Below are 24,169 nucleotides of genomic sequence, written 5' to 3'. Positions count from 1 at the left end.
ACTTATGCGGCTCGCTCCGGCGTATAACCCACCTCCTGCATGGCCGCCATCGCCGTCTCCGCGTCGCCGTCTACCACGACCTTGTGCGATGACAGATCGATACTCACCTCAGCACCGGGCAGTGCCTCGCTCAATGCATTGCGGATGGTTTTCTCGCAGTGGCCGCAGGTCATGTCCGGCACGGTGAATGTAGTCTCAGTCATGGTCTTTCCTTTCTTTATTAGTTTTGATGGTTCGGCTTCCGGCTAGGTCATCCAGGATCGGGCAATCCGGTCTGTGGTCGCCGCCGCAGCAATGGGCGAGGTGTGATAGCGTTTTCACCATGCTCTTCATATCCTCGATCTTGCGCTCCAGGTCGGCAATATGGGTGAGAGCAATTGCTTTCACGGCGCCGCTTTCTCGCGCCTTGTCCTGCCAGAGTTTCAGCAGAGCTTCGGTTTCCTCCAGCGAAAAACCAAGGGTGCGGGCGCGCTTGATGAAGCGGAGATTATGGACTTCCTGATCGCCATAGAGCCGGTAATTATTGTCCGCCCGTGTCGCGGGAGAGATCAGGCCGATCTGCTCGTAATAGCGGATCATCTTCGCAGAGACGCCGGATGCCTCTGAGGCTTCGCCGATATTCATGACGTCACCTTTCCACCCGTGGCGCTTATGGTCTTGAGGCGCAGCGCATTGCCCACGACGAAAACCGAGGACAGCGCCATGGCACCTGCTCCGATCATTGGTGACAGCGTGATGCCGAAAGCCGGGTAAAGCACGCCGGCGGCGAGTGGGATCAGCGCGACGTTGTAGCCGAACGCCCAGAACAGGTTCTGGCGAATGTTGCTCATCGTTGCGCGGCTCATTTCGATTGCGTGGACGGCACCGATCAGATCGCCACCGACCAGCACCACATCCGCACTTTCAATCGCGACATCCGTGCCCGTTCCGATGGCGATGCCGATATCGGCCTCGGCAAGCGCTGGCGCGTCATTGATGCCATCGCCGATGAAGGCAAGGATTTTCCCGCCCTGGCGGAGGTCGTGGATGGCCTCCACCTTGCCTTCCGGCAGGACGCCGGCGATGACCCTGTCGATGCCGACCTCATCAGCAATCGCACGCGCCGTCGCCTCATTGTCGCCGGTTACCATCACTACCTCGATGCCCATGCTACGAAGCGTTCTGATCGCCTCGACGCTCGAAGGTTTCAAAGGATCGGCAACCGCGACGACGGCGGCAAGCACACCATCGATCGCGGCATAAATCGGAGTCTTGCCTTCACGGCCCAAGCGCTTCGCGGCGTCGGCGAAAGATGCGACCGACAGGCCAAGCTTTTCCATATATCGATCCGCACCGACATCGACCTGGCGGCCATCAACGACTGCGCGGATGCCATAACCGGTGATGCTTTCGAAGTTCCGGGCATTCATCGGTTCGAGTCCTGCAGGAGCTGCCATTTTCTCCCGCGCCGCACGGGTGATGGCCTCTGCAATCGGATGCTCCGAGTGTGCTTCGACTGAAGCGACCAGACGCAGAACGTCGTCCTGCTCAAAGCCATCCGCGACGATCAGGTCAGTCAGTTCCGGCCGGCCTTTTGTCACCGTGCCGGTCTTGTCGACCACGACGATCTCGGCATTGCGCAGCTGCTGTAGCGCTTCGCCCTTGCGGAAGAGCACCCCAAGTTCTGCGGCACGGCCGGTACCGACCATGATGGAAGTCGGTGTTGCGAGCCCCATGGCGCAGGGGCAGGCAATGATGAGCACGGCAACGGCGTTGATCAATGCAAATGTGTAGGCTGGATCGGGACCGACGACGGCCCAGACGATGAAGGTCAAGAGCGCGATGCCGATAACGACCGGGACGAACAGCGCGGTGACCCTGTCGACCACCAGTTGAATGGGAAGCTTCGACCCTTGCGCTTGCTCCACCAGCCTGATGATCTGCGACAGCATCATATCCCCGCCGACCTTCGTCGCCCGATATTTGAATGCGCCGGTCTTGTTGATCGTGCCGCCCACAACCCCAGTGCCCACGGTCTTTTCCACCGGAACAGGCTCTCCCGAGATCATCGATTCGTCCACATAGGAATGACCGTCGACCACCTCTCCATCGACCGGCAACCGCTCGCCGGGGCGAATGACGACAACGTCGCCTGCCCTCACCTCGTCCACGGCCAAATCGACGACCTCACTATGACGCTCAATGCGCGCGGTCTTGGCCTGAAGGCTTGCGAGCTTTCGGATCGCATCGCCCGTTTTGCCGCTGGCGCGGGCCTCAAGCAGCCGTCCGATAAGGATGAGCGTGACGATGACGGTGGCCGCTTCGTAATAGACGTGGCGGGCATTTTCCGGCAGGACGCCCGGCGCAAAGGTCGTGACCAGGGAATAGAGATAGGCTGCGCTGACACCGAGCGCCACTAGCGAATTCATCTCCGGCGCCCCATGGAAAAGGGCAGGAAAGCCGCTCTTCAGGAAGCGTCGTCCCGGTCCAAAAATTACCGCCGTCGCCAACAGGAAATAGACGTAGTAAAGGTTCTGGGTATCGATCACGCCCATCAACCAGTGGTGCATCGGCGCATAGATATGCCCGCCCATCTCCAACACGAAGAGGGGCGCGGTCAGCACGGCTGCGATGATCACATCGCGCTTTAACGTCGCTTCGTCACCCATATGGTGGGCGTGATCATGTGCGCCGTGATGTTGATGAGCAGAGTGGTCATGCTGCGTGGCCTTTGCCGCGGCAGGTGGGAAGCCAGCGGCTTTCGCCGTTTCGATGACCATCTCGCGCTGGCGCAAGCCGCCCATACCTTCGACGAGGACCTTGCCGTCAGCCTCGACCTTTGCATTGACGACCGTGGCGATGGCCTCAAGCACGCCCTTCAACCGTGAGGCGTCCGCCTCACCTTTCACGCCATTAACGAAAAATTCGGTTCGTGTAGGCTCGATTTCATAGCCGATCTTCTTGACCGCCGCCGCCAAGGTCTTGGCAGAAAAGCCTTCTGCAGGCTCCACCGTCAGCTTTTTCGTCGCGAAGTTGACGGAGCTGGAGGCGACACCCGGAACCTTCGCCGCCGCCATTTCCACGCGACGAACGCAGGACGCACAGGTCATGCCTCCGACGGGAGTCGACAAAGGCTCCTGCAATTGCTTGGGTCTGACCATCTCGTTCATCGCTTTCCCCTTTCGAGGTCTGTCACTGTCATGATTATGACGGGCGGAACTTCAAAATAGTTCCGACGTGAAACAACACGAATGTAGGGCTTCCCATCATGGGAAGGTCAAGGGAGGAAATTGCATTTTATGGCATGGTCGCCAAAACCGGCAGCCGCGGCCCATACGCACGCTCTTCGCGGAAAAGCTAAGCGCCGCTTTGTCTCGCCAAATAGACCGTCGCCCCACCACAGCTCTGGTCGTCGATCGCATTTTCGATGATCTGAAAGCCACCGCCAGCGAGGATCACCCGATATTCCTCAAATGCCAGGCTGGCGTGATAAAGCGGTTGGCCACAGAAACGTCCAAGCGTTTCCCGGCGGTCTGGCCCCGCCGTAAACATCAAGACGGCCTCTTCCGCTGCCAGGCGCATGCATGTTTGGAGGACAATTTGCTGGTCGTCCGGCGTCAGGTGAAAGAGGCTGTGCCAGGCGATCAGGCCATCAAATCGGCTATCCAATCTCATATCGCGCATATCTCGGACCAGCCATCGATGGCCGGGAAAGCGCGCACGGCAAAGCGAAATCAGCGCGGGAGAGGCGTCGATGCCAGTCGCCTCGTGACCGTTTTCGATGCAGTAGCGCGCGATGGGCTCCCCGGCTCCGCAGCCAATGTCCAGTATCGAAGCCTTCGGCGGCAGATATACGAGAAACCTGTCCAGCCAATGCTTCTCCATCAGCGCGCGGCTGCGCGACCGATCAAAATCCTCAGCATATGTCTGGTACAGCGCGATGATATTGCTTGCCGCATCAGCAGACATGGCCGCTTCTACCGATGGGTGGCGTAACGCTGAATATCGCGCAGGAACTCGCCGCGCACCACCTCGCCCATTGGCTGCTCCGAGGGCTTGTCGCCCACGCGCAGGCGAACGAAGACGATGTGCTGACCTTCGCGTTCGGCCCAGCCGACGAACCAACCGAAGGGACGATTGGGATCTGGCTTACCATCCGGCCCTTTCATGGTGCCGGTCCCGGTCATGCCATGAGCACTCCAGGCTTCCGCACCATCAAACACCGGAACGATGGCCTTGGTCTTGTTTTGCGCATCACGAGAAAAAGGCAGGTTGTTAGCCAGCAGTCGGCGCATGAACCCCACCTGCTCGACCGGAGAAATTTCCAGGGAGGTGTTCACCCAGGCGTCGGTCAACCCATTGTCCTTGCCCGGCTCTCCGGCCACGTCACCATTGCCGAAACCGAGGCGCCGGACATAGGAAACAAATTTCTCCTTTCCGAGACGTCTGGTGATTTCGCGCGAATACCAGCGGATCGACTCTTTCTGCCACGTCGTCGGATCGACTGTCTTGCGCTCTTGCGGGGCTGCATCCATGCCCTTCTGCCAGTCCCAGGCCGGATTGAACTCGTCCTGCAGAATTCCGGCGTCATAACCGATCAGCGCAAGCGGCACCTTGAAGGTGGAGGCTGGCGAGACGCGCCTGTCGCAGGCGCCCTGCTGGTTGATGACGGCACCGGTTTCCACCGATGTGACCAGCGTGCATTCGAAAGGCTGCACGGCCTGAGCGCGCGTGGGCCCGACACCGGATAAAAGAACGCAGATCGGCGCAAGAAGCGTTAAAGCACGCCGCACTCTTTCAGATGCGCTTTTCACGCTTGAGCTCCTGGTTTTGTCGCATGACGCCGTCGCAAAACCGGGTCACGTTTTTGCGCTGGCCATGCTTTTGACTTCGGCGCATGCGGGGTCCTTCATTGTCTGGCCGATCATCATAGCCGGGAACGGGCCTAAGAAAAGCAAGGTAGCGAGATACAGAGGTCATGCGGCAGGAATAGGACGGGATTTTGCACGGGCTGACGAGAGCGCACAGGTTTGTACTCAACGCGGTTTTTGCGCCTCCGGTCGCTCTCCCACCGTCAACGGCCAGTCCACCACGTAGTCCTCAAAGTCGTCCACATCGACGTCATTCTCATTGACGGTGCGACCACGTGCGGAAATGCCCGCCACGTGAACGGTTTCGGGATCACCCGACACCAGATGGTGCCACCAGTAGAGATCCTGCCCGTCCCGCACCAGCGCATAGGCGCATGTCGGCGGCAACCAGCCGATCTCATCAACCAGCTTCAGATCGAGCTGGATACAGTCGGGCACGGTGGCGCGGCGGTTTTCATAGTCGGAACAGCGACAGCTCGTGCCGTCCAGCAGCTGGCAGGCGACGGAGGTAAACACCACCTCGCCCGTATCCCAGTCTTCCAGCTTGTTGAGACAGCAGAGGCCACAGCCATCGCATAGGCTCTCCCATTCGCTGTTACTCATTTGCGCCAGCGATTTGGTTTTCCAGAACGGCGCGTCACTCATCGTTAAGATTTCCGTTTCATTTTGCATCTTCGGGCATCAAATAGGAAAGCCCGTTTTGTCGTATCGCCATAGGCTGGATTATAAGATAATTCTTAAATCCGGCGGAGTGGTGGTGAGGAATGACCCGCGCAAGCTTATCGCGTCAAGCGTTCACTCACCACATCGAACAGGAATACGTTTCAGGTGCAGGAAGACAACAACAAGAAACCGGCGCGCCGTAAACGCCATATTCTGCTTCGCATCGATTCCTGGATCGATTCGAGCCTGTGGACAGCCGCATCCCGTGTGTTCGATTTCTGGGAAGAGGTGACGATCGCCTCTCGCAAGCTGCATGTGCGCGGCTGGAAGAAATTTCTCGTCAACATGACCTGCAGCGCGCTGACCGTCGGTACGGCCGGCTCCGTCGTCATGCTGGCGCTGGCGCTGCCCGCCTTCGAGGAAACCAAGAAGGACTGGCGCTATCGCGGCGACTTTGCTGTGACTTTCCTCGATCGCTACGGCAACACGATCGGCCATCGCGGCATCATTCACGAAGATTCCGTTCCAATCGACCAGATGCCGGATCACTTCATCAAGGCGGTTCTGGCAACGGAAGACCGACGCTTCTTCGACCATTTCGGCATCGATTTCATCGGCCTTGCCCGCGCCATGAGCGAAAATGCGCGTGCAGGTGGCGTCGTCCAGGGCGGCTCGACGCTGACGCAGCAGCTTGCCAAGAACCTGTTTCTGACCAATGAGCGCTCGCTGGAGCGCAAGATCAAGGAAGCCTTCCTGGCATTGTGGCTGGAAGCCAACATGTCGAAGAAGGAAATCCTCGCGCTCTATCTCGACCGCGCCTATATGGGCGGTGGCACCTTCGGTGCGGCGGCGGCTGCACAATTCTATTTCGGCAAGAATCTGACGGACGTCACCCTGGCGGAATCCGCCATTCTTGCAGGCCTGTTCAAGGCTCCGGCGAAATACGCGCCGCATGTGAACCTGCCGGCGGCACGCGCACGCGCCAACACGGTTCTCTCCAACCTCGTTCAGGGCGGCTTGATGACCGAAGGCCAGGTGGTCGGCGCACGTCGAAACCCGGCAACGGTCATCGACCGCGAAGAGGTTCAGGCACCCGATTACTTCCTCGACTGGGCCTTCGACGAAGTGCAGCGCCTGGCCAGGGACGGCAAGATCAAGGATCACACCGTGGTGGTGCGCACCACCATCGACACCGGCCTACAACAGGCGGCAGAGCAGGCCATGGAAGGCAGCCTTCGTGAATTCGGCGAAGGCTACAAGGTTAAGCAAGGCGCAATGGTGATGATCGAAAATGGCGGCGGCATCCGCGCCATGGTCGGCGGTCGTGACTATGGTGAGAGCCAGTTCAACCGCGCAACGGCAGCCCTTCGTCAGCCAGGTTCTTCCTTCAAGGTCTACACCTATTCCGCTGCGATGGAGAAGGGCTACAAGCCTGAAACGCTGATTTCCGACGCGCCTGTCACATGGCGGGGCTGGTCGCCGCAGAATTACGGCCGTTCCTATGCCGGCAAGGTAACGCTGCAGACCGCGCTGGCGAAATCCTATAACACCGTGCCGGTGCGGCTTGCCAAGGATGTGCTCGGCACGCAGATCATCGTCGACACCGCAAAGGCCATGGGCGTTGCCACGCCGCTTCGCAGCGACAAGACCATTCCGCTCGGCACCTCTGAATTGACGGTGCTGGATCAGGCGACGGGCTATGCCGTCTTCCCGGCAAACGGCATGCAATCGCGCCGCCACGGCATCGAGCAGGTTCTCGATTACGAGGGCAAAGTGCTCTACGACTTCGATCGCGACGAGCCGCCGGCGCATCGTGTGCTTTCAGAAGAAGCGACGTCGAAGATGAACCGCATGCTGGTCACTATCCCGGTGGAAGGTACCGCACGGCGTGGAGCGCTGGACAATGGCATCGTTTCCGGCGGCAAGACGGGAACGTCACAGGCCTATCGCGACGCCTGGTATGTGGGCTTCACCGGTAACTACACAACGGCGGTATGGTTCGGTAACGACGACTTCACCTCGATGAACAACATGACCGGCGGCGCCCTTCCCGCTATGACCTTCAAGCGGCTGATGGACTATGCCCATCAAGGCATGGAACTGCGTCCTATTCCAGGCATCCAGAACCCGCTGCCAACCGGCTCGCGCCCGCAACCTGCCGCCAATGGCGCTCAGGTGGCCTCAGCTGACGCCAATGCGCTTCCGGCTCTCACCCGCCCTCGCTCTCTTTCGGCAGAAGCCACACGCGTTCTTCGCGCAGTCGGCCAGCAGTTGAAGGAGGCGTCTGCGCCGACCTTGTCGCCGCAGAAGGTGGCGGATGTTGGAAACTGACGCGCAGAGCACCCGGTCACCACATTTCGATTGTCAAGACCGATAAGCCCTGTCTCACTGTTGACGGCTCGGGGATATACTTAGAACGCAATTCTCGCCCTCGAACTCTTTCCGGAAGTCCATCGCTATTGCATAGCTTAAGCAGTTTTTGAAAATGAAGAGACTTCTCCAGCCGAAGCGTAGCCGCTTCGGCGTTGGAGGATAAGCGCATTGAAGGTGACCCTGTGATTACCGGAAAGTTTCAGCTGGATCCTTACCGAGTTGCGGGCCTGTCCCTCTTTTCAATGCGGGTCCGTCGGCAGCCGGGAAGCAGTACCATATAATCAAAATCAGCCAGCCGATGGGAAAGAGAAACCAAAAAAGCTGAAGCCATCCGCTTCGATTAAGGTCGTGTAGCCGACGCGTGTTGACCGCGATTATCGGCAATAACGTTGCTAGGTACCATATGGTGCCGAGAATGTCCGATCGATCGATTAGGTCGGCCACAATCGACGTCAGGAATATGAAGAGCATTGAATACCAAAACTCTGATCGGCTCGCTCTTGATGAAAAGTTCACATAATTTTTGAAGAAACTCGATATCGCTTCTCCGAAGCTCATAGCGTATGGCAGCCCCGCAAATCGGTTAGGGCCCGCAGGCGCGCGCCTAAACACGAAGAAGAGCGGGATAGGTGCGAAAATGCCAAGCAATATCAACCAGTGCCAAAGAGAAAAACTACCCATTCAAACCCCCGGATGTAACTGAGAAACCCCGATTACGACCTACGGCTGTTCAGGCGCTAAACAAAACAATATTTCCTCCGCGTGCATCTGGATTAAACCTTTTCCACACCTAACCTAAATGACGTGACCTGCTTCCGCTTCTAACTCCCAAACTCTTGCAACCAAATCGCACCTCCAACCGTTTGCAAGAGCACAAAAGCGCCCATCGGGACTTGGGCGCTCCCCTCAATACCGGTTGGAGCCAAGACATGAGTGATGCATCCCACGGGGAAGCTTCCGCCTATCCTTTTCAGTTGCTGTTCGTGCCTTTTCCCTTTGTCTGCTTTTCGCTGACGCTTGCGACGGACATTGCCTATTGGCGCACCGCCAACCTGATGTGGTCGAATTTTTCGGCCTGGCTTCTTTTCGCGGGGCTGGTCGCTGGCGGTCTGGCAATTCTTGCCGGTCTCATAGATCTGCTGCGTCGGCGCACACGGCCGATGCGTCCGTCCTTCGTCTCCATTATTCTTTTTATCGTGATGCTGATCCTCGCCTTTATCAACAGTCTCGTTCACGCCGGTGACGGTTGGACGGCTGTGGTGCCTTACGGGCTCTTGCTTTCGGCTATCACCTTCGTGGTGTCGTTGATGGCTGTTTCCGCCTCCTCCCGCAAATATGCCCGTCTGGCCTGGAGAGTATGATCATGGTTTCCCGCATTTTCGCCCCCGCACTGCTGCTTGCAGGCGTTGCACTCATTCTGCCGGCCTGCAGCGACCAGAACGATAATTTCGATATTTCCCAGCAGATCGGCCCCGACCCTGTCCTTCCCGAGCCCTCCATGAGCCTTATCCCCGACCTGAAGGTCGCAGAGGTGGTGGGCTGGAAGGACGGTGAAATGCCGACGGTGCCGGAAGGCCTGAAGATTTCCGTCTACCAGAAGGACCTCGTCAATCCGCGCACCGTGCATACGTTGCCGAATGGCGACGTTCTGGTCGTGCAGTCGCGGGCACCGGAGGGTGGGCAATCATCGTCGCGTCCCAAGGACATCATCCGCGGCTTCATCATGTCGATTGCCCATGGCGAAACCGGTGGACCGCCGAAGGAAAGCAACATCATTACGCTGCTTCGGGACACGAACCGAGACGGCATTGTGGATGAGCGCCACGATCTTCTGAAGAAGCTCGACTCGCCGTTTGGCGTCGCCTTTGCCGACAACACGCTTTATGTCGCAACGTCCAATGAAATCCTCGCCTACCCCTATCAACCGGGTCAGACCGAAATCACCGCCGAACCGCGCATGCTGACCAAGCTTCCGGGTGGCCCGATCAATCACCACTGGACAAAGGATCTGGCGCTGAGCCCCGATGGCAAGTTCCTCTATGCCTCCGTCGGATCGAATTCGAACATCACCGAAAACGGGCTTGAGGCCGAAAAGAACCGCGCCGCTATCCTGCAGGTCGACCGCCAGACGGGTGCGTGGAAACTCTTTGCGTCCGGCTTGCGCAATCCGAACGGTCTTGCCTTCAACCCCGAAAGCAAGGAGTTGTGGGCCGTGATTAACGAGCGCGATGAGCTCGGCCCGAACCTTGTGCCCGACTACATGACCTCGGTGAAGGAAGGCGGCTTCTACGGCTGGCCGTGGAGCTATTTCGGCAACCATGTGGACGACCGCGTGCATCCCCTCCGACCGGATATGGTGGAAAAGGCAATCAAGCCGGATTACGCGCTGTCCAGCCATGTTGCTGCGCTTGGCCTCACCTTCTCGTTGAAATCCGCGCTGCCTGCCCCCTACCAGAACGGTGCCTTCATCGGCGAACATGGAAGCTGGAACAGGACGGCCTTCAACGGCTACCGCGTGACCTTCGTGCCGTTCGAAAACGGCAAGCCGGTCGGCAAGACGCAGGACGTTGTGACGGGCTTCATTCAGGGCGACAAGGCCAGAGGCCGTCCCGTCGGCGTCGGCATCGATGGCACCGGCGCGTTGCTGGTAGCAGATGATGCGGGCAATACGGTGTGGCGTGTCGCAGCCGCAGATGGCGCTGTCACACCGGCGCCGATTGCGACCGATGATGTTTCCGGCACATCGTCGGGCCCTGCCCAAGCGGGACAACCGGCAGCACCCGCTGCTCCCGCCCAGCCTGCGGCACCCGCACCTGCACAGCCCGCAGCGCCGGCACCGCCCGCCCCTGCGAATTGAGAAATATCGATGATGAGGAATGGCCGGCCACCTGATCGGGTGGCCGGCCCTTTTTATGACGTCCGCGCGGCCTTACGCCCGCGCACCTTGGCGTCGTTGAATGCAATCGCGGACCGGATCAGCGCCGAGAGCGCACCGTCATCAATGTCATCACCTTCGCGAAGGTCGATCGCACGGCGTGTCCCTCCGTCAAGCGAAGCGTTGAACAGACCAAACGGATCCTCCAGCGCCGCACCGTGAGGGAAGGTCATTTTTACGGTGGAGCGATAGGTCTCCCCGGTACAGATGATGCCGTTGCAGGCCCAAACGGGCACGCCACGCCATTTCCAGTCTTCCTCCACACGTGGATCCGCACTGCGAATAATAGATCTGATGCGCGACAGCACCTGCCCACGCCAGTCCGTCAACTCGGCAATCCGTCCGTCGATCAGCCGGGAAGCCGGAGAGCCTTCCTCATCCTCTGTCGGAGCGATGCTCACAAGGTCGGCGGCGTCCTTATTCATGCTCTTCTCCACCATCAGTATTAGGTAGCACATCCTATCACTGCAACCTTGATTTGAACTTTAGAAAACTGAAAAACACGACAAGCGCACAGAAGGCTGCAAAATATTGCGGGTCCTTCAAAGCCAAAAAAAGTCTTTACCTTCCAACGCGAAAGACAACAGCGGCAGGGGTGCGCAGCTTGAATATCCCCATCGAAGGTGCGCAATTGCTCGCGAGGGACATCTCATCTAGGGGGAACTATTATGAAGAAACTCAATCCAGTGCTCGCCGCTCTGGCAGTGTTCGTCTGTACATCCGCAATGGCACAGGCCGACGACCTGACCTTTACGCTGAAGAACGGTACCAAGTCCGTCCTGACGCGCTTTTACACATCGCCGGTTGGCGTCAATGAATGGGAAGACGACGTTTTCGGCGAGCAGGTTCTCGAACCAGGCGAAAGCATCGACATCACCATTGCCGACGGCCGCACGGTCTGTCGCTACGACATGCGTTTCGAGTTCGAAGAAGGCTCCGGCCTCGACACGACGGAAGACAGACAGGATCTCTGCAAGCTCGGTTCTTACACGATTCACGAGTAAGCGACGGCTCGGAGGGCGCTGGCCTTATCGATCAGTGCCCTACGGAATCAGCCCAAAAATCGAGAACAATTTGGGGGCGCTACCTGTCGATCCAAAGAGCGAGACACGTCCGTTTCGCGTCCAAAGGGACCTACGCGCCCTGGGAACGAAGACCGATTTAGGGTGTCGCTTGCAGAACTTTCCGAGACACGCGCTTCAAAGCCGGCGCAGATGCACGCCTGGCTCTTTTACGCAGCCAAGAGGGCGACACTTCGACCCTCCTCCACCGGAGTTTCCCAACGCCGCACATATTTCAGAACCAGAATATTCCAGTACAGGTTTGCCCATCCCTCATCCAGGGCATTTCCCCGAGTCGGAATCAATGCTAACCGTGACACTGCTCCAAATCGGGAAAGCAGTGTGTTTCGAGTTCCGTTTCTTGTCGCCATCTCGCTCGTCATTGCCTTCGGCGGTGGCATCGTTTCCACGCTTGTGGCGCTGGAAGCCACATCCGGTTTCGGGTCGATCAAGATCGGTGCGTGGAACGCGTTTCCCGAATCGCAGACGATCGAAGCGGACCCTTACGCCAAGGCGCACCGGGCGGATGCAGGCAAGCTTCTCTATGGAACGGCCGAAGGTTTGGCCTTTACCGCGGCGAATGACAGCAGCGGCCAGCGCTTGACCGGCCAGTGCCGCTATACGCTTACCGGCAACCTGCCGCCTGCTCGCTTCTGGACCATCTATGTTGCCGATCAACAGGGCAATCTTTTGGATGATGGATCTGGACGGCCGATCGCCCTGAATTCACGCAACCTTCTGCACGGCCCTGAAGGTGGTGTTTCCATTACGCTTGCGTCGACGGCAACGCCGTTCAACTGGCTTGCGGTGCCGACAAACGGCGATTTCAAGCTGGTCCTGACGCTGCTCGATACCCCGATTGCCGGAAGTGCGGGACTGATCGACATTACCATGCCGACGATCAATAAAACGGATTGCGGCAATGCTTAGGCTCACTTTGGCAATTTTCACGGGCCTGGTGGGTGCAGCTGTCCTCCACCTCGTCATCCTCTTCTCGATCCCGCATTTTTCCAACCGCGATGCCTATACGCGCGCGGAATTTCAGGCTGTGCCAAATCGTTTTCATCTGGTCGACAAGGATGGTCACCGCAAGGGTGGTCTGAGCAGCGAAGACCCTTTCATGCGGGTTGCCGTGTGTACCTATAATGTCGAAGAGAAGCCGGTCAGGCTGTCGGCCTTCGGTGCCGTGCCGTTCTGGTCGATCGCAATTTTCGACAGTGCATCCAATGAAATCTTCAGCATGAACGACCGCACATCGGCGGGGGGTGAACTGGATATTCTGATTTCCACCCCGGAGCAAAGCGGGGCCATTCGCAAGGCGGAAGTCCAAGCGCTATCGAAATCGATTTTGGTGGAAGCAAATCGCAACGAGGGCTATGCCGTTTTGCGAACGATGGTACCGCAGGCAAGCTTCCTGGAAGAAGCAGAGCGGTTTCTCGGAGAGGCTACATGCGAGCCCGCACCGCTGAAGTAGGCGCACTTCAGAGCATCATAAAAAGATCGGTCAGGCGTTGAGAGCCGTTTCGGAAGAAGCCGCCGCATTGCCCTTACGCTTTCGCGTCTTGGTTTTCTCGGCGAAGTCATAACGCTCGTAGCGCACACCGGTAAAAAACAGCAGCTGCGCTGGGCCGGCAGCGATTGCGTTCGCGTCAGCCGTTTTGTGAGGACGCCGCGTCGCCGTCGAAATCGAAATAATGTCTGCCATTGCCATCTCCTTTCACAGGCACGACGGATGTTGTTGACCGGATCGCGATGCATGACTTTCCATCCGACGATCCAGTATGTGGAAGCGCCATATCGAGCTTTTCAGCAAAAATTTCTTTTTGATCTGCGTGCCGGAGTCTTCAGGACGGCGGCATCAAGCCGATATGGAATGCCAGTACCACTTCATCGGGCATCACCAGTCCACGGACTGGGCATTAACTGAGGCTTGGACATTCGTCCGTCCCTCATAAGCGAGCTCATGTCAGAACTTTAGCACCGAATCTCGGACTTGCCCACGACATTAGAATCATCGGGAGGTTAAGCAAAGGTTAATAATAAAATGCGGCTTGCAGCCTTCACTCCAATGTTGAGGTTCATTGCGCCCCAATCCGGTTCACGCGAGAGAAACGCCAAAGTTGGCTCGCGGTTCCAGCGGGTCGAAAAATCCTTCCGTTAACAAAACAGCTGTGAATAAGCCGAAAAATCCTCTTGCCGACGCCCGTGGTTAACAGGGCGTCAACGCATTCGTTATAGTTTGAGCGCTCCTGTAGTTTTGCGTCTGGTTGGGTATTGCGTTGACAGACCGTTTTCGAGAACTGGAACGGCCAAGGGCCGAGAGGAAGAAGGACGTGGTATTGATGGCAACCGTCTCGAGTTTCGAAGGCTTGCCTTACCCGTCGAAATCAGAATTGCGACAGTTCGCAGAACTGTTCATGCCGCTGTTTTCCGCGTCCACCGCCGAAGCGAAGAGAGAAGCGATTGCGGCGTTGTCGCAGAACCCGAACGTGCCCTCGGCCGTCGCGTTCTTCATCGCCAGCCAGCCGATTTCGCTGTCCGCACCGTTTCTCGTCTCCTCGAAGGCGCTGGATGACGAGACGCTGATTGCGATTGCACGAACGCAAGGGGCTGCGCACGCTCGTACGATCGTCCGGCGCGAAGACCTCTCCCCCACTGTCGTCGATGCCCTGGTGGGCTTACGTCACTCCCGCCACGCGAACGGCTCAACGCACGAAAGTCTTCAAACCTCTACGTCTCAAGCGGCGCTGACCGAAAGCGAGGCGCGTGCCGAGCGGGAAGAGAAGCTGCGCAGGCAACTGCGCACCATGGCGCGACAGATGCACCGCCCCGTGGGCGACACGCTTGGCGTTCGCCGCCTGACCGAAGTACAGGAAGCCCTGCTTGTGCGGTTTGCACGTGAGCGCGATGCAAGCCGTTTCGCCGCCACGCTCTCGGACTCGCTGTCTGCGAGCCACTGGCTGTCGGAGCGCATCCTGCTCGATATTTCCGGTCGGCAACTGGCAACAACGCTCGTCGGCATCGGCATGGATACCGACGACGCCATCTTTATCCTGGAATGCTTCTACCCGCATATGCGCCAGCTCGTTGGCGATATCAGCCGTGCGGAATCCATGCTGGAGTCGTTGGAGACGGCCGAGTGTGAGGAGCGGATCGAAAGCTGGCGACGGGCAGATCGCTACACCACGAGCTCCGGCAGCGATGCCGACGAGCGTCGTGAAGAGCCCACTCCAGCCCACAAGCTTGTGGTGCGCCGTTAAGGTTGCTCGCCGGTTGCGGCAGAAGGTACGGGCCTGTCACCCAACGATGGTGAACAGGTCGCCGACGTTGTCGGTTTCAAGTTCGACCACCCAGAGATCGGCGTCGAAGCGACGCTCCTTTTCCAGTAGCGTCTCCACCTCCTGGGCTTGCGCTTCAGTGAGACGCCGTTCGAAGCGCCGTTCGGCCCTCACCTCCTCGTCTTCGGCGAAGCTCTGGGGTGCAGGACCATAAAGATTTTCGCGCCCATCACGCAGGCGTTGGCGGATGAAGATCGCGCCGGCCTCATCGGCCCCCTTTCGTTCGATAGCGGCGAAATCACCTGCAGCGAAGACGCGGCGCGTGAGGGCGGAAACGAAGATTTCGGATTTGAGGCGCATGGGAGAACTATAGGACCTCAGGGACAATGGGGCCATGCTTTTCTAAGCAGCGAGACTGGTCATGGTCGCCAGGTACCGAACCGTGGAGGGAAGGGTGAAAGTCCCAATGAATTGAGTATTTTGGCGTCAAGCGCTCGTCCTTTGAATCGCAAAAGGACGGCAAATCACCAAGAGGCTCAGTCAGAGATTCAACTGAGGCTCACAAGGCCCCGATAGATTTCAGCTTTTTCAGCACCGCTTCGCTCGGCTCGCCTGTTTCCGGCAGGCGATAATGCTTTTCGAAATTGCGAATGGCCTGACGGGTCTGTTCGCCGGCAACGCCATCCACTTTCACATCGGCATAGGCGATATTGACGAGGCCTTGCTGGATCTTGGAAACCAGATCCTTGCCGACCGGCTTTGCACCACTGTCGGACGTAAGAGACACATTCTGCGCTTTTGGAGGATGAACCTCCGCATTGCGAATGGCGGCTGCGACGGGATCGATCGCCACCCCGCCCCCATTGGCTGCTGCGGGTCGATCCTTCGGCAGGGCTTTGGGAATGGCGGCAACGGTTGTCGCGCTGTCGATCTTCAAGGCCGAGAGAATGCGGCTGGTCGGCTCACCTGTCTGTTCCATGCCGACCGTCTCTTCGAAGAAGAGGATGGCAGCGGTCGTGCGTGGTCCCGTCAGACCATCGGCCGGACCATCGTAGAGGCCACGGCGCGCGAGTTCGCGCTGGATTTCTGCGACGAGTTCGGACGGCGGATGGGTGCCGGCCGGCTGCGCCTGGGCTGGGGGTGCCGCTGCCCCGCCCTGCCCTGCCGGAGGCTGAGCCGCAGTCTGCTGCGTGGGTTCTGGAACATCCGTCTGGCGCTCTATGCGGAACGTCGTGACATTGCCGTGCTGGCCAAGCGTCGACGTCATGCGATACCCGGCAATGCCGTTTGGATCTTCCTCGTCACGGGTACGCAGGAACGGGGATGGATGGTGGCCGGGTTGATACCAGAGAGCATTGGCAGCGACGAAACCGAAAACGACAAGGAACGCGGTCGAGCCGCCGACCAGTTTGGGATGGCTGACAATCTGCTGGCCGAGGGCGCGTAGGGCCACGGACAGCAAACCCGGCTCCTTCCGGACCGTCTTTTTCCTAGGCGATTTTCGCTTTGGCGCGGCCATCCGCAGTGTCCTTCCTCTTCATCATGTCGGCGCCACCCGCCGTGTCTTTCAGGCGCGGCGGAAATTCCACCGGCGCATCGGCGTCTTCACAGCTGCTCAGCGGCTGGCCGGAGCCATCAGCCGGCATCAATATGGTGACGACCGTTCCCTCGCCCGGCTTGCTGGTGATGACAAGGCTTCCGCCATGCAATTCCACAAGTCCTTTGACGAGCGACAGTCCAAGCCCCGTGCCCTCATAGCGACGGGTATAATCATTCTGAACCTGCATGAACGGGCGGCCCAGAAGTTCGATCTTGTCGGCGGCAATACCGATGCCGGTATCGCTGACCGTCAGCTTGAGCATCTCGCCCTGCAGAGCCGCATCGATCACCACCACACCACCGGATTCGGTAAACTTGATGGCGTTGCTGGCAAGGTTGATCAGAACCTGCTGGATGGCGCGCTGATCGGCAACGACTTCCGTCAGATCGCGCTGGATGCGGCTTGTCAGCGTCAAGCCCTTCTGCTTCGCCTGAAGACCCAGCATGCCTTCGCAGGACGCGATAACGTCGCCGATGCGGAAAGGCTCCATCATCAATTCGTAGCGACCGGCCTCAAGCTTGCTCATATCCAGCATGGTGTTGACGACCGACAGCAGGTGACCACCCGACTGACGAATGAGTTTGACATATTCGCGCTGGCGATCATTCTCCAGTTTGCCGAAATATTCGCCGGCAAGAATATCGGAGAAGCCCAGAATAGCATTCAAAGGTGTGCGCAGTTCGTGGCTGACAGCGGCGAGAAAACGCGACTTCGCCTCCGTCGCCGTCTCTGCCTCGATCGTCCTGCGGGCCGCTTCCCGGCGCAAGGCTTCCATCTCGCTGACGTCGATAAGCTGACCGACGACGCGCACCAGCCGACCGAACTGGTCACGCTCTGCGGTCATATCCATGCGGGCATAGACGAACTGAATCTGCCGATTGACGGAGCCGGTCTCGAAACGCAGATCGACGCTGGCGTGATCCTCACCCTGGCGCAGCGTATCGAAAGCCTGCATCAAGGCGATGCGATCGGAAACATGGACCATCTCGGCGAGGATATGGCCGGCGCAGTTCTGCAGCTGAAGCGGAAACTGCCGCAGGTCGCGGCCTGATACCGCGTGAACGATGCCCTGCTCGTTGAAGAACAGCAGGAGACCTGGCACCTGCGATGCAAGCTGCTCACGGTCGATAACAGCGTCCTGAGCCTCGCGCGCGGGCTTATAGACCGTCAGGAGCACGGCGCAGGATGCCAGAAACAGGGCAACGACGAGGGCTGCACCGAGCGGCAGCGCCACGGATGCCGGCAGGACAAAGCAGATGATGGCGGGAACGATGAAGAGCGCCACAAGAGAGAAAGCAACGAGGCGGCGCAGAACGGCGATGACCGCCAAGCTTTCGCTGGCATCGTCTTCCATGCGCGATAGCCACATGCCCGCGACATGATCGACCAACGCAATCGCTTTTTCCGCTATGTTACGCAATACCAGTACACCGCATTCTAAAAGCAGCAGGCTCGAACCTGCCTTGAAACATGCCCGACAATAGGGCTCCGCGGCTTAAGGAATGGATAAAAGCAGGCGCGCCAAAGCCGCCTCCAGCGCCATCAAGTCCCATTTCGAGGCAAATCAGAAGCACTTTGTCCGTTATGGTTAATGACGGGTAAGCAGAGGATTTCCTTGTATTTTTTCGGTACCGTTAAGATTTGTGGCGGGCGTTATCGCCGCTAACGCCTGCGATTGCGCGCGCCCGCCGCAATTATGCTTAACATCGGACGCTAAAATCCGATCCAAATCACAATCGTCACCAGCGGCGGGAACAAGTCGCTAAAATTTGAATTAAATCACGCGGTTTTTTGCAAAGGGGTGGTGGTCTCTTGGCTTTAGGGTGTTTGCAAGCCCGGACAACAGGGCAACAGCGGATGATCCGAAAAGGGCGCCGGTCAAACAGGGTAGTCTTGCAATGTGGTTTCTGATCAAAGGAACAATCTGGTTTTCGCTGGTGCTGGTCGCACTGTCCTATTTTGGCGGCAACAACACCGATAGCCAGAACTCGCAAATGAACGTCGCCGGCGCGGTTTCCGCTGCCAGCGAAGCCTACCGTTATGTCAGTGCCATCTGCGTCGAAAAGCCGGACGTCTGCGTCAAGGGTGCGGAAACCTTCCATGCTCTGGGTGAGCGGGCGCGCGAAGGCGCCAAGGTCGCCTATGAGTTGATCGACTCCCATCTGAACGCGGCCGATGAACCCAAGGTCGCCCCCGCTGGCGAGGCTGTCGCCAAGGCCGAGACCGTCGCAGTCAGCGACGATATCAAGACCGGAACCATCAAGGCCGAGAACACCATTCCCCTGCCGCAGAAGCGGCCCGCGCTCTGACGATAGAGAGAACCGATCAAGCCTAACGAATTCGAGAGATCCTCTCACAACCCCTTGTGGCTCATCCCGCTATAGATGAGCCGCCTGACTGCCCGACTCCTGATGCCCTGCCCGAAGCCCATGCTTCGCCGCAGGGCTTTTTTCTTGGGGTGGCGGTTCAATTCCCTTCGCCATTGCCCTATATCGGGGCAGCAACATGGATGGCAGGCAAATGGCTTCTCTCGACAAGATCATGGACGACTTCTCCTTCCTGGACGATTGGGAGGATCGCTACCGCTACGTGATCGAACTGGGAAAGGAACTGCCGGATCTGGCGGACGAGAAGAAGACCGCAGAGAACAAGGTCCAGGGCTGCGCCAGCCAGGTCTGGGTCGTAAGCCACAGCGATGGCGGACCTGACCCGATATTGACCTTCGAGGGCGATTCGGACGCGCACATCGTGCGCGGGCTGGTGGCTATCGTGCTCGCCACCTATTCAGGCAAAAAGGCCTCGGAAATTGCCGCCCTCGACGCCATCGAAGTGTTTGGCAAGATCGGTCTGGTCGAACATCTCTCCTCTCAGCGCGCCAACGGCCTTCGTTCGATGGTCAATCGCATCCGCGAGGAAGCGCGGCTGCTGGCCGCCTGATCGCGGCGGGCAAAGCCGCCGCTCTCATTGTTCTCAATCGTAGAGATAGTGCTTCGCCCACTGCGATTCCGGCACCTTGTCGCCCACCTTGTAATCGAAGTTGCGGATGCCGAGTGTGGTCGGCGCTACCTGGCATTTGTATCTGAGGCGGTACCATTCGCCACCACTGCGGAAGACCGCGCCGGGAGCCTTGATCGAATCCTTGGCGACGTCGGGATCGCCAAAGGCATAGGCAATCACCTTGTCGGGCTTCATGCCTTTCTGCTCCTTGGCAATGCGCTCCATCGCTTCGATATCGCACCGTTGTTCCAGGCGCTCCTCAGGCGCAAGCTGGTTCAACTGTCTTATGACATTTGCATCGATGGCGTAGGACGGAAGCGAGAACGAGAGGACGGAAGAGGCGGTCAAAAGGGCGATCAATAGAGGCTTTTGCATCGGATTTAATGAGGCTTTCTCAAGTCTTCTTGGCATTCTTCGGGCGGGGAAACGCCTGCCGCATCTCCTCGAAGCAGCAGGCGATGGCGTCGTCTACCGCCAGAATGTGATCGAAACCCGACGAAAATGTGCCCTGCTGATATTCCGTCGGGGACAATGAAACTTGATAGCGCCGCAGGGGCACTTTACATCATGAAAACGCAGAGTGATTTTCCTATGAAAGCGAGTTTGTCTTGACCATTTTCAAGAACCTGCCCACCCCGCCCCATGCACAGAAGAAGCCGGTGACCGATACGCATCACGGCATCACGCGCACGGATGATTACGCCTGGTTGCGGGCAGATAACTGGCAGGCGATGTTCAAGGACCCTTCCCTGCTCGACCCCGCCATCCGCACCCATCTGGAAGCGGAAAACGCCTATATGGAAGCCGCGATGGCGGATACGAAGCCGCTTCAGGAAAAGCTCTTCGAAGAAATGAAGGGCCGCATCAAGCAGGACGATTCCTCGGTTCCGGTCAATGACGGGCCCTATGCCTACGGCACGCTGTTCGTGACCGGCGGTGAGCAGCCGCATTACTTCCGCACCCCGCGCGATGGCGGCGAGAAGCATGTCCTGCTCGACGGCGACAAGGAAGCGGAAGGCAAGGACTATTTCCGTCTCGGCGGACTCGATCAATCTTCCGATCACAGCCGCGGTATCTGGAGCTATGACGACAAGGGCTCCGAATTTTACACGCTGCGCATCCGCGATCTTGCGACCGGCGTCGATCTCGATGATGTCGTTGAAAACACCGGCGGCGGCGGTGCCTGGGCACCTGACGGCAAGAGCTTCTTCTACACACTTCAGGATGAAAACCACCGCCCGTCCAAGGTCTTCCACCACATTGTCGGACAGCCGCAATCGTCCGACAGGCTGGTTTACGAAGAAAAGGATCCGGGCTTCTTCATGGGCGTCGGCGCCTCGGTTCTCGATGACTTCATTTTCATCGATATCCACGATCACGAGACCAGCGAGTACCGCATCCTTTCCACCAAGTATCTGATGGCGGAGCCGCAGATCGTGGCCGAGCGCGAGGAAGGCATCGAATATTCGATGGCGGAAGGCGGCAATGTCTTCTTCATTCTTACCAATGATGGAGACGCCAAGGATTTTCGGATTGTCGAAGCCCCGGTGGAAGCGCCGGGCAAGGAAAACTGGAAAGAGGTCGTGCCGCATGAGCCGGGCCGGCTCATTCTCTCCGTCGATGCCTATGCCCGCCATCTGCTCTGGCTGGAGCGCCGGGACGGCCTGCCGCGTATCGTCATTCGCGATCGCTCCACCGGTGAAGAACATGCGATCGCCTTCGCAGAGGAAGCCTATTCGCTCGGGCTGCATGGCGCTGCCGAATATGACACCGACGTCATCCGCTTCAGCTATTCATCCATGACGACGCCAAGCCAGTTGTTCGACTACAATATGGTGACGCGCGAGCGCACGCTTCTGAAAACCCAGGAGGTTCCATCCGGCCATAACCCGGACGACTATGTGACACGGCGCGTCATGGCGCCTTCGCATGACGGTGCACTGGTGCCGGTGTCGCTGCTTTACCGCAAGGACACGCCACTCGACGGTTCCGCGCCTTGCCTGCTCTATGGTTACGGCGCCTATGGCATCACCATTCCGGCCTCCTTCAGCACCAACAACCTGTCGCTTGCCGATCGCGGCTTCATCTATGCGGTCGCGCATATACGCGGCGGCAAGGACAAGGGGTTCGAGTGGTATGAAACCGGCAAGATGGAGCACAAGCAAAACACCTTCAAGGACTTCATCGCTGCCGCAGACCATCTGGTGAAGGAGGGCTTCACGTCCTATAGCAGCATTATCGCCGAAGGCGGATCTGCCGGCGGCATGCTGATGGGAGCTGTCGCGAATATGGCGCCGGAGAAATTCGCCGGCATCATTGCCGCCGTTCCCTTCGTCGACGTGCTGACCACGATGCTCGACGACACGTTGCCGCTGACGCCGCCGGAATGGCCGGAATGGGGCAATCCGCTGGAGTCCGAAGAAGAGTATCAGTGGATTGCTGCTTACTCGCCCTATGACAATGTCGGTGCCAAGCCATACCCGCCTCTCCTTGCGATCTCCGGCCTGACGGACCCGCGGGTGACCTATTGGGAGCCGACAAAGTGGGTGGCAAAGCTGCGTGAGAAGACCACCGGCGACGCGCCAATCCTGCTCAAGACGAATATGGCCGCAGGTCATGGCGGCAAGTCCGGCCGCTTCCAACGGCTTGAGGAGATCGCCTTCGAATATGCCTTCGCGCTGAAAGTCGCTGGCAAGGACCAAGTCTAAGGCCATTCAGCCATTTTAGAGAGATAGGCGGTGCGCTTGGGCGCACCGCTGATTCTGCCCATTCTCAAAGTGATTCCCCGCGTAATGCAGGTTCGAACGGCGTCTGATCGTCAAAGAATCGGCATTTGCGGGGTTTTTGTTATTTTGCAAGCCCCTAAAGTGCAAAAACGAAGCAGGGGTTTGCCCCCTGTCAAGCGCCGTCAACGCATTCAAACAACGCGCAGCAAGCTTCGCGCAAGCTTCAGCGGTTAAAAAACCGTTAACAGCTTGGTGAGGCTAACGATGAACATCGACAACAACATTGGCGGAGCGCCCTATCAAAGTCGCTCACAACCTATTGAGAAAGTGCAAACAGACGCCGCTGTCTCAGAGGTTTCTTCGCCTGCCTTTTCCGGCAGCACGATTTCCTTCGTCAACGCCCTGCAAGCGGGCGCGCTGGCAAGCGTGCTCTGGACCGTCAACCGCGACGCGGTGAAAGAGGCTGCGGCGGCGCCATCGACCGTGTCACAGGGACCTTCAGAAGCCGCTGATGCAGCATGGGTCTATCAGGCCTACACGGAACACTGAAACCGCCGGACGCTTCCGGCGGCGCTCACTCTACGGGCTGTCGCGACTTCAGGCGAAGCCCCGAGCCATTGCAAGAGCGCGTTTCGCGCGTCGATCACGCAGCTGCGTTGATCTCGACGGTCACATGAGACAATTCTTCAATCTCTAAAAGCTTTTCCCGATAGGCTGCAGCTGGTGTCTCGCCTCTCGTGGACAAGGACACGATGGCCGCGTGATGGCCTGGGCCGACTTGCCAGACATGTAAGTCGGTAATGCTTTCTTCGCCCGTTTCGACCACGCCGCGAATTTTCGCCACGAGTGAGCGCTGCTGCGGCATCGCATCCACCAACACTGCACCCGTGCTGCGAAGCAGCCCCCAGGACCAGCGGGCAATGACGATACCGCCGACAATGCCCATGGCCGGATCGAGGAAGGTCCAGCCGTTCCATTTGCCGAGAACAAGAGCCACGATGGCCAGCACCGAGGTCAAGGCATCTGCCACCACGTGCAGATAGGCGGCGCGCAGGTTGTTGTCGCGGCTCCCATGGTGCGCGTGCGATCCATGGGAATCCGAGTGATGAGCGTGGGTGCCATGATGGTGGGCGTGGCTTTCATGCGGATGGTCATGATCCTCGGGATCATCGTGATAATGCCAGTGATGATGTCCATGGTGATGTCCATGGTGATGGTGATCGTCCTTGAGGAGCAAGGCGCTGACGATGTTGACGACCAGACCGATCACCGCAACGATGATCGCCTGGTTGAAGTCGATCTCCACCGGCGAGACGAAGCGCAGAGCGCTCTCCCAGGCAATCAGCAGCGCGACGACGCCCAGTACGACGGCACTGGCAAAACCGGCGAGATCACCAAACTTTCCCGTACCGAAGGTGAAGCGCGGATCATGCGCGTGCTTGCGGGCATAAAGATAGGCAAGCGCCGAAATCAGCATCGCGCCCGCATGGGTCGACATATGCCAGCCATCGGCTGTCAGCGCCATGGAGCCGAACCAGTGACCTGCTGCGATCTCCACAACCATCATGACAGTAGTCAGAGCAATGACCATCCAGACGCGTCGTTCGTTGCGCTCGTGATCGGTCCCTAAGAAAACGTGGCTATGCGTGCCATCCGCGTGGCTATGTTCCATCGTTGCCATCATCG

The 24,169-nt window shown here is 58.5% G+C and carries 25 protein-coding genes; 11 read left to right on the top strand and 14 right to left on the bottom strand.

From position 1 onward, the window contains the following. Window positions 1-2 precede the first annotated feature (2 nt). The 6 genes from ACTJKV_RS03845 to ACTJKV_RS03820 all read right to left on the bottom strand — a co-directional run bounded on the left by ACTJKV_RS03845 (window position 3) and on the right by ACTJKV_RS03820 (window position 5,495). Complete coding sequence (locus tag ACTJKV_RS03845; protein WP_440598463.1) at window positions 3-203, bottom strand: heavy-metal-associated domain-containing protein; 201 nt, start codon at window positions 201-203, stop codon at window positions 3-5. After that, window positions 196-624, bottom strand: a complete 429-nt coding sequence (cueR, locus tag ACTJKV_RS03840; protein WP_440598462.1) for a Cu(I)-responsive transcriptional regulator — start codon at window positions 622-624, stop codon at window positions 196-198. The genes ACTJKV_RS03845 and cueR overlap by 8 nt, the downstream gene beginning before the upstream one ends. Continuing rightward, window positions 621-3,149, bottom strand: coding sequence for a heavy metal translocating P-type ATPase (locus ACTJKV_RS03835; RefSeq protein ID WP_440598461.1), 2,529 nt, complete (start codon window positions 3,147-3,149; stop codon window positions 621-623). Before ACTJKV_RS03835 ends, cueR begins: the two co-directional genes overlap by 4 nt. A gap of 187 nt (window positions 3,150-3,336) precedes the next feature. Continuing rightward, complete coding sequence (locus tag ACTJKV_RS03830; protein WP_440598460.1) at window positions 3,337-3,948, bottom strand: class I SAM-dependent methyltransferase; 612 nt, start codon at window positions 3,946-3,948, stop codon at window positions 3,337-3,339. Window positions 3,949-3,956: 8 nt separating this feature from the next. Next, entirely contained in the window at window positions 3,957-4,742 is a 786-nt protein-coding gene (gene blaOXA, locus ACTJKV_RS03825) for a class D beta-lactamase (protein WP_440598483.1), read from the bottom strand. A 273-nt stretch (window positions 4,743-5,015) separates the two neighbouring features. Then, the gene (locus tag ACTJKV_RS03820) at window positions 5,016-5,495 is read right to left on the bottom strand and encodes a YcgN family cysteine cluster protein (RefSeq protein WP_062425774.1); all 480 of its coding nucleotides are present in this window, start codon (window positions 5,493-5,495) and stop codon (window positions 5,016-5,018) included. Between the two features lie 183 nt (window positions 5,496-5,678). On the opposite strand from ACTJKV_RS03820, the gene ACTJKV_RS03815 reads away from it, so the two are divergent. Further along, window positions 5,679-7,844, top strand: a complete 2,166-nt coding sequence (locus ACTJKV_RS03815; RefSeq protein WP_440598459.1) for a transglycosylase domain-containing protein — start codon at window positions 5,679-5,681, stop codon at window positions 7,842-7,844. A gap of 228 nt (window positions 7,845-8,072) precedes the next feature. Here ACTJKV_RS03815 and ACTJKV_RS03810 read toward each other — a convergent pair whose 3' ends face one another. Continuing rightward, on the bottom strand, window positions 8,073-8,567 hold the full coding sequence (locus ACTJKV_RS03810; protein WP_274103862.1) for a DUF805 domain-containing protein: 495 nt from the start codon (window positions 8,565-8,567) through the stop codon (window positions 8,073-8,075). A gap of 248 nt (window positions 8,568-8,815) precedes the next feature. Here ACTJKV_RS03810 and ACTJKV_RS03805 point away from each other — a divergent pair, with 248 nt between their 5' ends. Both ACTJKV_RS03805 and ACTJKV_RS03800 read left to right on the top strand, forming a co-directional pair. Beyond that, entirely contained in the window at window positions 8,816-9,247 is a 432-nt protein-coding gene (locus ACTJKV_RS03805) for a DUF2231 domain-containing protein (protein WP_111847695.1), read from the top strand. Between the two features lie 2 nt (window positions 9,248-9,249). Continuing rightward, complete coding sequence (locus tag ACTJKV_RS03800; protein ID WP_440598458.1) at window positions 9,250-10,743, top strand: PQQ-dependent sugar dehydrogenase; 1,494 nt, start codon at window positions 9,250-9,252, stop codon at window positions 10,741-10,743. A gap of 53 nt (window positions 10,744-10,796) precedes the next feature. On the opposite strand, the gene ACTJKV_RS03795 is transcribed toward ACTJKV_RS03800, so the two are convergent. Further along, window positions 10,797-11,246, bottom strand: coding sequence for a DUF1801 domain-containing protein (locus ACTJKV_RS03795; protein WP_112952245.1), 450 nt, complete (start codon window positions 11,244-11,246; stop codon window positions 10,797-10,799). Between the two features lie 243 nt (window positions 11,247-11,489). Between ACTJKV_RS03795 and ACTJKV_RS03790 the strand changes: the two genes are divergently transcribed. The 3 genes from ACTJKV_RS03790 to ACTJKV_RS03780 all read left to right on the top strand — a co-directional run bounded on the left by ACTJKV_RS03790 (window position 11,490) and on the right by ACTJKV_RS03780 (window position 13,356). Continuing rightward, window positions 11,490-11,825: a hypothetical protein gene (locus ACTJKV_RS03790; RefSeq protein ID WP_144621057.1), complete on the top strand. Its 336-nt coding sequence runs from the start codon at window positions 11,490-11,492 to the stop codon at window positions 11,823-11,825. A gap of 399 nt (window positions 11,826-12,224) precedes the next feature. Continuing rightward, window positions 12,225-12,812 carry a DUF1214 domain-containing protein gene (locus tag ACTJKV_RS03785; protein WP_062438163.1) on the top strand — a complete coding sequence of 196 codons (588 nt, stop codon included), beginning with the start codon at window positions 12,225-12,227 and terminating at the stop codon, window positions 12,810-12,812. Further along, window positions 12,805-13,356 carry a DUF1254 domain-containing protein gene (locus ACTJKV_RS03780; protein ID WP_130977748.1) on the top strand — a complete coding sequence of 184 codons (552 nt, stop codon included), beginning with the start codon at window positions 12,805-12,807 and terminating at the stop codon, window positions 13,354-13,356. The genes ACTJKV_RS03785 and ACTJKV_RS03780 overlap by 8 nt, the downstream gene beginning before the upstream one ends. A gap of 30 nt (window positions 13,357-13,386) precedes the next feature. On the opposite strand, the gene ACTJKV_RS03775 is transcribed toward ACTJKV_RS03780, so the two are convergent. Continuing rightward, on the bottom strand, window positions 13,387-13,587 hold the full coding sequence (locus tag ACTJKV_RS03775) for a hypothetical protein (RefSeq protein ID WP_130977749.1): 201 nt from the start codon (window positions 13,585-13,587) through the stop codon (window positions 13,387-13,389). A gap of 637 nt (window positions 13,588-14,224) precedes the next feature. On the opposite strand from ACTJKV_RS03775, the gene ACTJKV_RS03770 reads away from it, so the two are divergent. Next, on the top strand, window positions 14,225-15,142 hold the full coding sequence (locus ACTJKV_RS03770) for a DUF2336 domain-containing protein (protein WP_274103929.1): 918 nt from the start codon (window positions 14,225-14,227) through the stop codon (window positions 15,140-15,142). A gap of 36 nt (window positions 15,143-15,178) precedes the next feature. Here ACTJKV_RS03770 and ACTJKV_RS03765 read toward each other — a convergent pair whose 3' ends face one another. From ACTJKV_RS03765 to ACTJKV_RS03755, 3 genes are all read right to left on the bottom strand, one after another. Beyond that, window positions 15,179-15,520: a DUF1491 family protein gene (locus ACTJKV_RS03765; protein ID WP_112359472.1), complete on the bottom strand. Its 342-nt coding sequence runs from the start codon at window positions 15,518-15,520 to the stop codon at window positions 15,179-15,181. 199 nt (window positions 15,521-15,719) lie between these two features. Next, complete coding sequence (locus tag ACTJKV_RS03760; protein ID WP_274103864.1) at window positions 15,720-16,679, bottom strand: peptidoglycan-binding domain-containing protein; 960 nt, start codon at window positions 16,677-16,679, stop codon at window positions 15,720-15,722. Next, entirely contained in the window at window positions 16,651-18,171 is a 1,521-nt protein-coding gene (locus ACTJKV_RS03755; protein WP_111847979.1) for a sensor histidine kinase, read from the bottom strand. Before ACTJKV_RS03755 ends, ACTJKV_RS03760 begins: the two co-directional genes overlap by 29 nt. A gap of 487 nt (window positions 18,172-18,658) precedes the next feature. On the opposite strand from ACTJKV_RS03755, the gene ACTJKV_RS03750 reads away from it, so the two are divergent. Beyond that, complete coding sequence (locus ACTJKV_RS03750; RefSeq protein WP_274103865.1) at window positions 18,659-19,069, top strand: DUF5330 domain-containing protein; 411 nt, start codon at window positions 18,659-18,661, stop codon at window positions 19,067-19,069. Between the two features lie 211 nt (window positions 19,070-19,280). After that, complete coding sequence (locus tag ACTJKV_RS03745; RefSeq protein WP_062425787.1) at window positions 19,281-19,697, top strand: SufE family protein; 417 nt, start codon at window positions 19,281-19,283, stop codon at window positions 19,695-19,697. A 33-nt stretch (window positions 19,698-19,730) separates the two neighbouring features. On the opposite strand, the gene ACTJKV_RS03740 is transcribed toward ACTJKV_RS03745, so the two are convergent. Further along, window positions 19,731-20,132, bottom strand: a complete 402-nt coding sequence (locus ACTJKV_RS03740) for a DUF930 domain-containing protein (protein ID WP_274103866.1) — start codon at window positions 20,130-20,132, stop codon at window positions 19,731-19,733. A gap of 233 nt (window positions 20,133-20,365) precedes the next feature. Here ACTJKV_RS03740 and ACTJKV_RS03735 point away from each other — a divergent pair, with 233 nt between their 5' ends. Then, entirely contained in the window at window positions 20,366-22,465 is a 2,100-nt protein-coding gene (locus ACTJKV_RS03735) for a S9 family peptidase (RefSeq protein ID WP_274103867.1), read from the top strand. A gap of 282 nt (window positions 22,466-22,747) precedes the next feature. Beyond that, window positions 22,748-23,032 carry a hypothetical protein gene (locus tag ACTJKV_RS03730; protein WP_111847686.1) on the top strand — a complete coding sequence of 95 codons (285 nt, stop codon included), beginning with the start codon at window positions 22,748-22,750 and terminating at the stop codon, window positions 23,030-23,032. Between the two features lie 94 nt (window positions 23,033-23,126). On the opposite strand, the gene dmeF is transcribed toward ACTJKV_RS03730, so the two are convergent. Further along, a complete protein-coding gene (dmeF, locus tag ACTJKV_RS03725; protein WP_274103868.1) occupies window positions 23,127-24,167 on the bottom strand; it encodes a CDF family Co(II)/Ni(II) efflux transporter DmeF in 1,041 nt (346 codons plus the stop codon). Between the last annotated feature and the right edge of the window lie 2 nt (window positions 24,168-24,169).

Source organism: Agrobacterium sp. 22117 (genome assembly GCF_052045735.1).
GTDB lineage: Bacteria > Pseudomonadota > Alphaproteobacteria > Rhizobiales > Rhizobiaceae > Agrobacterium > Agrobacterium cavarae.
Note: the sequence above shows the minus strand (reverse complement) of the source record. Positions and strands in the feature narration are given on the sequence as shown.